Below are 9,476 nucleotides of genomic sequence, written 5' to 3'. Positions count from 1 at the left end.
AGTTGGTTTCTTGGTGAACTTGTGTGTTCGTGTGCGTTAAGTGTGTTCGCATGGTGAACACACGAGGTTGATCGACGGTTTTGTGAGATTGCGCGCACGCCAGCAGAAAAAGGCCACCGCCCCGTTCCCGTGAGAACGCCGGGTGCTAACATCGTGGACATTGGATGACGAGTCCCGGTGGAAAGCTCTGGCTGGCCGGGCGGCAACCCTCTCACGTGGTGGGGTGCCCCAGATGCACATCCGGCTCCGGTCAACGGACCTGCGGCAAGCACGGAATCAAACTCCGCACCTCACAGGGTGATTCATCGTGTGTGCTCGGGTACCAGACCCACGCATCACGAATGAAAGGCACACCCTCCCATGCGCGCTTACCGAGTTTCCGCACTGGCAGTCACCACCGTCCTGGGCCTCACCCTGGCCGCCTGCGGTGGTTCCGAATCCGCTGAAGGCCCCTACGACGACGAGGTCATCACCCTGGGCGTGATCGGTTCATCTCCCGTGGACCAGGCCATCGTGGACGCTGCCGCTGAAGAGGGGATCACCGTGGAGCTGCGCGAGTTCGGCGATTACAGCCAGGTGAACCCCGCAACCGTCAACGGTGACATCGACATGGCACGCTTCCAGCACATCGCCTACCTGGCGGACTACCGGAACAACTCCGGCGAGGACGTGGTGCCGATTGTTTCCACCTCGATCTACCCCATGGGCATCTACTCCAACCAGTACGATTCCCCGGACCAGATCCAGGAGGGCGATGAAATCGCGATCCCCAATGACTCCATCAACCAGACGCGCGCCCTGCTGCTTCTGGAAGCCAACGATCTGGTGCAGTTCACCTCAGAAACCACCGCACCCACCGAGTCGGACGTGGACACGGAGAACTCCAAGGTTCGGGTCACACCTGTGTCCGCTGAGCAGACTGTGCTCTCCCTGGATTCTGTGGCGGCCTCCGTGGTCAACAACGACTTCCTGGAGCGCGCCGACCTGAACCCCCAGGACGCACTGGCCGAGGACGGCGTGGGCGAGGAGAGCTCCTACCCCTACGTCAACCTGTTCACCACCACCGAGGCCAACGCCGACGACGAAACCTTGAACAAGGTTGCCGAGCTGTTCCACACGGACTCCGTGCTGGAGGCGGAGGCCGAGGAGTCCCGCGACACCGCCGTGTCCCTGGACCTCTCCCGCGAGGACATGGACCAGATCCTGGCTGACTACCAGGAAGACCTCAAGAAGTGACCTCGACGGTAACGGGCAGCCCTTTGTCCAGGCCTGGTGAAGACGCTGAGGTGATCGTTCGTTTCGAGAACGCCACCAAGACGTTTGTGACCGGCAAGGGCAAGGGCCGGCGGGAAGTGACCGCTGTGGAGGATGTTTCTCTGAACATTCGCCGCGGTGAGATTTACGGTGTGATCGGTTACTCCGGTGCCGGCAAGTCCACCTTGGTGCGCATGATCAACGGCTTGGAGCCTGCCACCAGCGGCAAGATCCAGGTGGACGGGCATCAGGTGGATGGCCGGACCGAGGACCAGTTGGCTCCGGTGCGCCGGGACATCGGCATGATCTTCCAGCAGTTCAATCTGTTCACTTCCCGCACCGTGGCCGGCAACGTGGAGTACCCGTTGATCCGTGCCGGGTGGGACAAGGCCAAGCGCAAGGCGCGGGTGGAGGAACTGCTGCAGTTCGTGGGTCTCACGGAACGTGCCGGGAATTACCCGGAACAGCTTTCCGGTGGGCAGAAGCAGCGTGTGGGCATTGCCCGTGCGCTGGCTGCTCAGCCCAAGATCCTGCTGGCGGATGAATCCACGTCCGCGCTGGACCCGGACACCACGCAGGAAGTGCTCGGCTTGTTGCGCCGGGCCAACCGGGAGTTCGGCATCACGGTGGTGCTGATCACCCATGAGATGGACGTGGTTCGCTCCATCGCGGACCGTGTGGCCGTGATGGACAGCGGGCGAGTGATTGAGGAGGGCCCCACGGCCCGCATCTTCTCCGCCCCGCAGACCGAAACCGCCCGGCGTTTTGTGGGCACCGTCAGCCATGACGCCCCCAACTCGGAGGAGTTGGCTCACCTGAGCCAGCACAGTCGGGGCCGTTTGGTGGTGGTGGATGTTCGCGACGGCGTGGACGTGGGTTCCGTTATGTCCTCAGCTGCCGCCCGCGGAGTGAACTTCCGGATCGTGTTCGGTGGGGTCTCTGTGCTGCAGAAGCAGTCCTTTGGGTCCCTGACTTTGGATCTGGCCGGTGAACCGCAGGCCGTGGAGGAGACCATTGCCGCCTTGGGTGAACTGACCACGGTGAAGGAGGTGTCGGCATGAACTGGTCCACCATGGGTCCCCAACTGCTGACCGCCATCGGCGAAACCCTCTACATGGTCTCCGTGACCATGATCATCGCGGGTCTGGTTGGCTTGTTCTTTGGCGTGGCGCTCTACGTCACCAGGCCCGGAAACCTCTACGCCAGTCGCGTGGTCAACACCGCGATCAACTTGGTGGTGAACTTTGTTCGCCCCATCCCGTTCATCATTCTGCTGGCGGCTCTGGGGCCGCTGACGGACTCCGTGATCGGCACCCGCCTGGGGCAGAATGCGGCGATCTTCACCATGTCCATCGCCGCCGTGTTCGCGGTGGCTCGCATTGTGGAACAGAACTTGATGTCCGTGGATCCCGGTGTGGTGGAGGCTGCCCGTTCCATGGGGGTCTCCCGCCCCAAGATCATCACCACGGTGATCCTGCCGGAGGCCCTTGGGCCCCTGGTGTTGGGCTACACCTTCCTGGTCATCGGTGTTACGGACATGTCCGCCATGGCCGGTGCCATCGGCGCCGGTGGTTTGGGTGACTTTGCGCTGCGCCTGGGTTACCAGCGGTTCAACGACGAGGTCACCTGGGCCGCCGTGGCCGTGATCATCGTGCTGGTTCAGCTGGTGCAGTTCGTGGGCAACTCCATGGCCCGCAAGATCATGCGCCGCTGACGCCATCCACCTGGCTGAACCGGGCACGACAAAGCCCCTCCTTGGACTGCTTCGCTTGAGGTCCGCTGCGGAGGGGCTTTGTCGTGCCCGGCCCCCGTGCAACGCCAGGCCAGAGAATTGAGCGCCTTCCGCAGGACGTCAAGCGAAGCAGTCCAAGGAAGGCGCTCAATTCTCTCGACCCCACCTGACCGCAGGTGCGACGACGACGGATGGCGGGTGGCGTCGTCGTTGTGAAGAAACGGGTACGCAAAAACCACGGCTGAGTACGGGAATGACCAGAATGTGGCCGGGAAGCTGGCGGAATGCGTACTTGACGGTGGCGAAACCGTACCCGGCCCTGGGAATCCACGGGTGGACTGTGGGTAACTGCCGGGGGAGTGTGGTTGCATGTCCGCCGTGACTGTTCTGCTCTACGTGGTTGGTGTGCTGATCGCCGCCGTGGCCTTTGTGCTCTCCATCGCCCTACATGAGGTGGGGCACCTGGTCCCCGCCAAGCTGTTCAAGGTGCGGGTGCGGCAGTACATGGTGGGGTTCGGTCGCACCATTTTTTCCCGACGACGCGGCGAGACCGAGTACGGGCTCAAGGCCGTCCCTCTGGGGGGATACGTGGCCATGGTGGGGATGTACCCTCCGGCCAAGGGCGAGGCGCCCTGCATGGATTCCACCGGGTTGTTCCAGCAGGCCGTGACGGAGACCCGCAGCCAGGAGGACCTGCACTCCCAGCCGGGGGACGAGGACCGGGCATTCTACAAGTTGCCCGTGTACAAGCGTCTGATCATCATGTTGGGCGGGCCGTTCATGAACCTGGTGATCGCGGTGGTGTGCATAGCCGTGCTGATCATGGGATTCGGCCGGGAAGCGCCCACCACGCAGATTTCCACGGTCAATGAGTGCGTGATCCAGGTGGAGGCGGACGCAGAACAGGCACAACAAACGCGGACCCGATGCACGGAGGCCGACACGGAGGCCCCTGCCCATGCCGCCGGACTGGAGCCGGGGGACCGGGTGGTGTCCATCAACGGTCAGGAGGTGGGTTCCTGGGAGGAGCTGACCACCATCATCCGGGAGCAGGGCAACCGGGAAGTTCCGCTGGTCTATGAGCGTGACGGCCAGGAAACCACCACAACCATCACCCCTCTGCTCACCGAACGCCCTGTGATGGATGACAACGGGGATGCGGTCGTGGAGGGCGGCCAGTACGTCTTGCAGGAAGTTGGCTTCATTGGTGTGAGCCCACGTTTTGACTTGGTGCCCCAGCCCGTCACGGAAGTTCCCGGTGCGGTGTGGGATGCCTTGAGCAATGTGGCAGGCGTGCTGTGGCGATTGCCGGTGAACGTGTGGAACACCGCGGTCTCCACCGTGACTGATGCCCCGCGCGATCCCAACGGGCCCATGTCCGTGGTGGGTGTGGGCAGGATCTCCGGTGAAGTGGCCACCACGGACCAGCTGAACCTCAGGGAGAAGTCAGCCACCCTGGTGGGGTTGATCGGATCCGTGAACATGGCCTTGTTCGCCTTCAATCTGCTACCGCTGCTGCCTCTGGACGGAGGGCATGTGGCCGGTGCGCTGTGGGAGAAACTGCGCCGTAGCTTCGCCAAGCTCACCGGCCGCAAGGATCCCGGTCCGTTTGACCCCCTGAAGCTACTTCCGCTCACGTATGTGGTGGTGGGATGTTTCCTGGTCATGACCGTGGTCCTGGTGCTGGCGGACATCATCGAACCGGTCAGATTGTTCTGAGCAGGCACCCGGTGTGCTCCACCTGGGGCACAATGGAGGATCGGCAGCGGCGCAACCGCGCACTGTTGCCCAAGAACACAACACCTACGTGTCAGGAGCATTTGTGAGTCCGGTCAGCCTGGGCATGCCCGCAGCACCTCAGCCCGTCCTCTCGCCTCGTCGGCGCACCCGGCAGATCCGCGTGGGCTCCGTGGGGGTGGGCTCCGATTCGCCGGTGAGCGTGCAGTCCATGACCACCACGCCCACCACGGACATCAACTCCACACTGCAGCAGATCGCGGAGCTCAACGCTGCCGGTTGCGACATTGTCCGGGTGGCCTGCCCGTCCCAGGACGACGCCGATGCCCTACCCATCATCGCCATGAAGTCCCCCATCCCGGTGATCGCAGACATCCACTTCCAGCCCAAGTACGTCTTTGCAGCCATCGACGCCGGATGCGCCGGTGTCCGCGTGAACCCCGGCAACATCCGCAAGTTCGATGACCAGGTGGGCGACATCGCCAAGGCCGCCAAAGACGCCGGGGTCTCCATCCGCATCGGTGTCAACGCGGGCTCGCTGGACCGCCGCTTGATGGAGAAGTACGGCAAGGCCACTCCTGAGGCACTGATGGAGTCGGCCAAATGGGAGGCCTCCTTGTTCGAGGAGCACGACTTCCACGACTTCAAGATCTCCGTCAAGCACAACGACCCCGTCACCATGGTTCGCGCCTACCAGCTTCTGGCTGCTGAGGGGGACTGGCCGCTGCACTTGGGTGTCACGGAGGCAGGTCCTGCTTTTCAAGGCACCATCAAGTCCGCCACCGCCTTCGGCGCTCTGCTCTCCCAGGGCATCGGCGACACCATCCGGGTGTCCCTCTCCGCACCTCCGGTGGAGGAGGTCAAGGTCGGCAGCCAGATCCTGCAGTCCTTGGGTCTGCGCCCCAAGAAGCTGGAAATCGTCTCCTGCCCCTCCTGCGGCCGCGCCCAGGTGGACGTCTACAAGCTGGCCGATGACGTCACGGAGGGGCTGAAGGACCTGACCGTGCCCCTGCGCGTGGCAGTCATGGGTTGTGTGGTCAACGGACCGGGTGAGGCTCGCGAAGCCGACCTGGGTGTGGCCTCCGGCAACGGCAAGGGCCAGATCTTTGTCAAGGGCGAGGTCATTCGTACGGTTGCCGAGGACCAGATCGTGGAAACCCTGATTGCAGAAGCCAACCGCATTGCGGAGGAGATGGACGCTGAAGGCGCCGAGGAAACGGGTACACCCTCCGTCACCGTGGCCGGATGAAGTTCTTCTCCGGGACCGGTTCCAGACTGGTCCCACCGCACGCCGTCCCGTCCGGGGCGCTGGACCAGTTGATGGCCACCCACCAGGTGACCTCAGCCTTTGTTGCCGAGAATGTGGGCAACTTCCGGGCGGCCCCCACACCTCAGACGGCACCAGTGGTGGGCGTCACCCGGCGTGGTCTGGGCCTGCCGGGGCGGCGCTCGCAGCCCATGGAACTGACTGGGGCCTGCTGGGTGGGCAGCAACGTGGTCCCCGTTGCCCTGGACGACGACGGCGTCAAGCTGGTGGCCGATCATCTGCTGACCGCACGCTCGCCACGGGCATCCTTCTTCGGCCCGCAACGTGGAGTTCTGGGTTTGTGGGAGTCGGTCAAGCACCGATGGTCTGATCCGTTTGCGGTGCGTGAGGACCAACCCTTCCTGGTTGCCAGTGAGCAGAGCCTGAGTCAGCCCCATCCGGAGGTCCGGCTGGCGCGCCGTTCCGATTTTGCCAAGGTTCTTCCGGCCAGTGCGGCCATGTTCACGGAGGAAGTGGGCTACGCCCCGGACACCAGCAAGGAGTCAAGTTACGTACTGCGCGTGGCCCATCTGGTCACCAAGGCCAGAACATACGTGGTCATGCGGGAGAACAAGGTGGTGTTCAAGGCGGACATCGGCGCTGCGGCCGGCCAAATCTGTCAGATCCAGGGCGTGTGGGTGGCACCGGAGTACCGAGGGCAGGGATTGGCCGCGCCCTTCATGACCTCCGTGGTGGAGGATGTTCGCCACAGGTGGCCCACCGTGAGCCTCTACGTGAACTCGTACAACCTGCCTGCCCTGAAGACCTACCACCGTGCCGGATTCCGGCAGGTGAGTTCATTTGCCACGGTTTTGTTCTGACGTCATGTGTTGTCACAAGTCTGGAGGGCGTCTGCGTCGTCGTGAATGAACAGGACACCGCTGCTGCTCCAAGGTTAGCCTGATCAGGCAATTCGCGCCTGGGGAGCTCCCATCCGTCAATGCTCCGGGCCCATTGACCACTGACGGGTTGGTCGGTCAAGCGGTCGACTCACCAGAGCTTCTGGATGACATCGTGACAGGGGAAACGGATTCCGGCTTGACTCTTGCTGCTCGAGCCTTTGAATCGCCGGACGCTGCGGAGAAGAAGATCCGATCCATGGCGCAGACGTACGTGGATTGCCCGGAATTCACCATGTCCGATGACATCGGTGCCCAGTTGGAGATGACCACCACCCACTTCACGCCGGAGATTGATGGTGCAGGCGCGGCGTTCGTGATGACCGCCCAGGCGGATGACGGCGAACAGACGATCGTGGGCAGCGGCATGAGCGTGGGCAACGTGGTGGTTCTGATCAACGACCTTGAAGGATGGACTGTGGAGTCGCCCAGTGGTGGGTCCACCCAGGGGCAGGAGGAGAACTCAGTCATCACAGGTGCGCTTGATGACGTTGCTGCGGGCCTGGTGGACGGACCGTCCCCGAATCCAATCGGCCAGTCCAGGATCTCCTCATGACCCGTCATGTCATGTCATACGACCGACTCTGACACAGAACCCGCCGTGAGGACTGGAGTTCGCATCTGCAAAGCATTAGTGTGATCCACACCAACGCCGGATGAAGTCCGACCTGTGCCACTGCAGGTGGAGCCGGCCGATCAAGGGGAGAAACATGGCTGAGAAGTCGAAGTTCTTGTTGGCAACGGGCGCTGTGTGTGTGCTGGCCCTGACCGCCTGTGGCAATGGTGGAGGCGGCAACGGAGGTGAGGAATCACCCAGCCCCACACCCGTGGTGGCCCCAGATGACTACACCGTGGACACCGCTGAGTCCACGCTGGCTTCAGCCACGGTTGACGGGGAGGAGGTCAGTGACGTCGTCTCCCTCCGTGAGGGCATGCAGGACGCAGAAGCCCAGGATGCATCATCCATGATGGGCGCCATGATGGACCTGATCGACAGTGATCCCGCTGAGTGCAAGGACCCGGTGATCACCGCTGTCACCGCCGGCGCCCTGAACGGCGAGGGCGTCACGGAGCACACAGATGACATGGTGGGTGGAACCGGTCCGAACGACGAAACGATTTCCGTCCGCGTCATGGATTCCCGGGATGCCGCTGACCAGGCCGTCAAGGACCTGAAGTCCAGCCTGGACGACTGCCAGGAATTCACACTCTCCTCCATGGGGGATGGGACCACGGTGAACTCCTCCACGTCCAGTCCCGAGGTGGAGGGGGCCGGGGAGACCTTGGTGTTCTCCGGTACCGGCACCAATGAGGACTCGACTGCCAGCCCCGACGCAGAGGGTGAGAGCACCTTCAGCACCTCAGCCATGAGCGTGGGCAACATGGTGGTCATGGTGGTTCCAGGCACGGGGGCTTCCGTGGTTGGTGGAGGCAGCAGCTCGTCCACGGCCAGCCCCGCCAGCGAGGATGAGCTTCAGAGCTCCATGAGTGATTTGGCTCAGGCATTCGTGGACGGTCCCGTTGAACCCACTGGATCCGCCAGCCCGGGCGAGACCGCCAGCCCCACGGCCAGCCCCACCGATTCCTGACCCCTCCCACTGATCGTTGCCTGGTGTACCCCTGGGTCCGCCAGGCGACGACTGTTGTTCACCTCAGATCAAGGAGCACCACACCATGGCAACTCAACGACGTTTTGCACTCGTCACGGCGACCTCCGCAGCAGCTTTGCTGGCACTCTCCGGCTGCGGCCTGTTTGGCGGCGACGACGATTCGGCAGACGACACCGCAACTCCCGAGCCCACCACCACGCAGACGGAAGAGGCCACCCAGTCTCCGGAGCCCACGGAGACGGAAACCTCCAGCGCGTCACCCACGGCAACAGAAACCAGTACTTCCGCATCCGGGGCACCCACGGACTTGACCAACAGCCGAGTGATGGGTGCGATGAACGGCCAGACCGTTGACGGGGTTCAGGTCAATGCCGCCACAGCCTCCATCATGGAAGCCTCCGGTTACGACATTCCTGCTCTGCTGCAGGAAGCCATGGGTGTGGTCACTGTGGACCCGGCCCAGTGCTCGGACCCGGTCCAGGGGTCTTTCATGGGTGGTGTGATGCAGTCCAACGTGGATGAATCGGTGGTGGCTGCTGATCAGGACGGTTCCGTGATCATCACGGTGCACACCTATGACTCCGTGGATGAGGCGGAAACTGAGCTCCAGGGCTTCCGTGACAGCACTCAGGACTGTGAGCAGGCCACCATGGCGCTGGACGGCGCCGCCATGGACATTGAGCTCACGGATGAGGAAATCTCCGTGAAGGACGCTGAAACCGCCATCACCACCACGTTCACCGCCACGGGCGCAGGCGGCAGCATGGATGTGCACACCGGGCGCATGGTGTACGGCAACTCTGTGGTTACCGCGATTTCTACGAGTGAGTACGACGGTCAGCGGGCAGACTACGAGGCCATGTTGAGTGAGGTGGCTGAACTGCTCCAAGACGCCTGAGCGGCGGGGCACAGCCTGAGCGGCGGGGCACAGCCTGAGC

Annotated in this window: 9 protein-coding genes and 1 riboswitch; all 9 genes read left to right on the top strand. The window is 63.1% G+C overall.

The features are described from left to right. Positions 1 to 163 precede the first annotated feature (163 nt). A riboswitch (SAM riboswitch) is annotated at positions 164 to 277 on the top strand. An 83-nt stretch (positions 278 to 360) separates the two neighbouring features. The 9 genes from L979_RS06815 (at position 361) to L979_RS06775 (ending at position 9,436) form a co-directional block, all read left to right on the top strand. Beyond that, a complete protein-coding gene (locus L979_RS06815) occupies positions 361 to 1,236 on the top strand; it encodes a MetQ/NlpA family ABC transporter substrate-binding protein (RefSeq protein ID WP_047690802.1) in 876 nt (291 codons plus the stop codon). A gap of 53 nt (positions 1,237 to 1,289) precedes the next feature. Continuing rightward, on the top strand, positions 1,290 to 2,315 hold the full coding sequence (locus tag L979_RS06810; protein WP_369792979.1) for a methionine ABC transporter ATP-binding protein: 1,026 nt from the start codon (positions 1,290 to 1,292) through the stop codon (positions 2,313 to 2,315). Next, positions 2,312 to 2,968, top strand: coding sequence for a methionine ABC transporter permease (locus L979_RS06805; RefSeq protein WP_047690801.1), 657 nt, complete (start codon positions 2,312 to 2,314; stop codon positions 2,966 to 2,968). The genes L979_RS06810 and L979_RS06805 overlap by 4 nt, the downstream gene beginning before the upstream one ends. A gap of 387 nt (positions 2,969 to 3,355) precedes the next feature. After that, positions 3,356 to 4,705, top strand: a complete 1,350-nt coding sequence (locus L979_RS06800) for a site-2 protease family protein (RefSeq protein WP_047690799.1) — start codon at positions 3,356 to 3,358, stop codon at positions 4,703 to 4,705. A 103-nt stretch (positions 4,706 to 4,808) separates the two neighbouring features. Continuing rightward, positions 4,809 to 5,972, top strand: a complete 1,164-nt coding sequence (gene ispG / locus L979_RS06795) for a flavodoxin-dependent (E)-4-hydroxy-3-methylbut-2-enyl-diphosphate synthase (RefSeq protein ID WP_197052089.1) — start codon at positions 4,809 to 4,811, stop codon at positions 5,970 to 5,972. Beyond that, positions 5,969 to 6,850, top strand: coding sequence for a DUF4081 domain-containing GNAT family N-acetyltransferase (locus L979_RS06790; RefSeq protein WP_047690797.1), 882 nt, complete (start codon positions 5,969 to 5,971; stop codon positions 6,848 to 6,850). The genes ispG and L979_RS06790 overlap by 4 nt, the downstream gene beginning before the upstream one ends. Before the next feature lie 217 nt (positions 6,851 to 7,067). Continuing rightward, a complete protein-coding gene (locus L979_RS06785) occupies positions 7,068 to 7,484 on the top strand; it encodes a hypothetical protein (protein WP_156125462.1) in 417 nt (138 codons plus the stop codon). A 154-nt stretch (positions 7,485 to 7,638) separates the two neighbouring features. After that, positions 7,639 to 8,517 (top strand): hypothetical protein, encoded by an 879-nt coding sequence (locus L979_RS06780; RefSeq protein WP_047690793.1) that lies wholly within the window; start codon positions 7,639 to 7,641, stop codon positions 8,515 to 8,517. A gap of 85 nt (positions 8,518 to 8,602) precedes the next feature. Then, the gene (locus tag L979_RS06775) at positions 8,603 to 9,436 is read left to right on the top strand and encodes a hypothetical protein (protein WP_047690792.1); all 834 of its coding nucleotides are present in this window, start codon (positions 8,603 to 8,605) and stop codon (positions 9,434 to 9,436) included. Positions 9,437 to 9,476 lie beyond the last annotated feature (40 nt).

The sequence above is a fragment of the Kocuria sp. ZOR0020 genome, from assembly GCF_000800955.1.
GTDB classification, from domain to species: domain Bacteria; phylum Actinomycetota; class Actinomycetes; order Actinomycetales; family Micrococcaceae; genus Kocuria; species Kocuria subflava.
The sequence above is the reverse complement of the archived record's forward strand: the minus strand, read 5'-3'. Positions and strand labels throughout refer to the sequence as shown.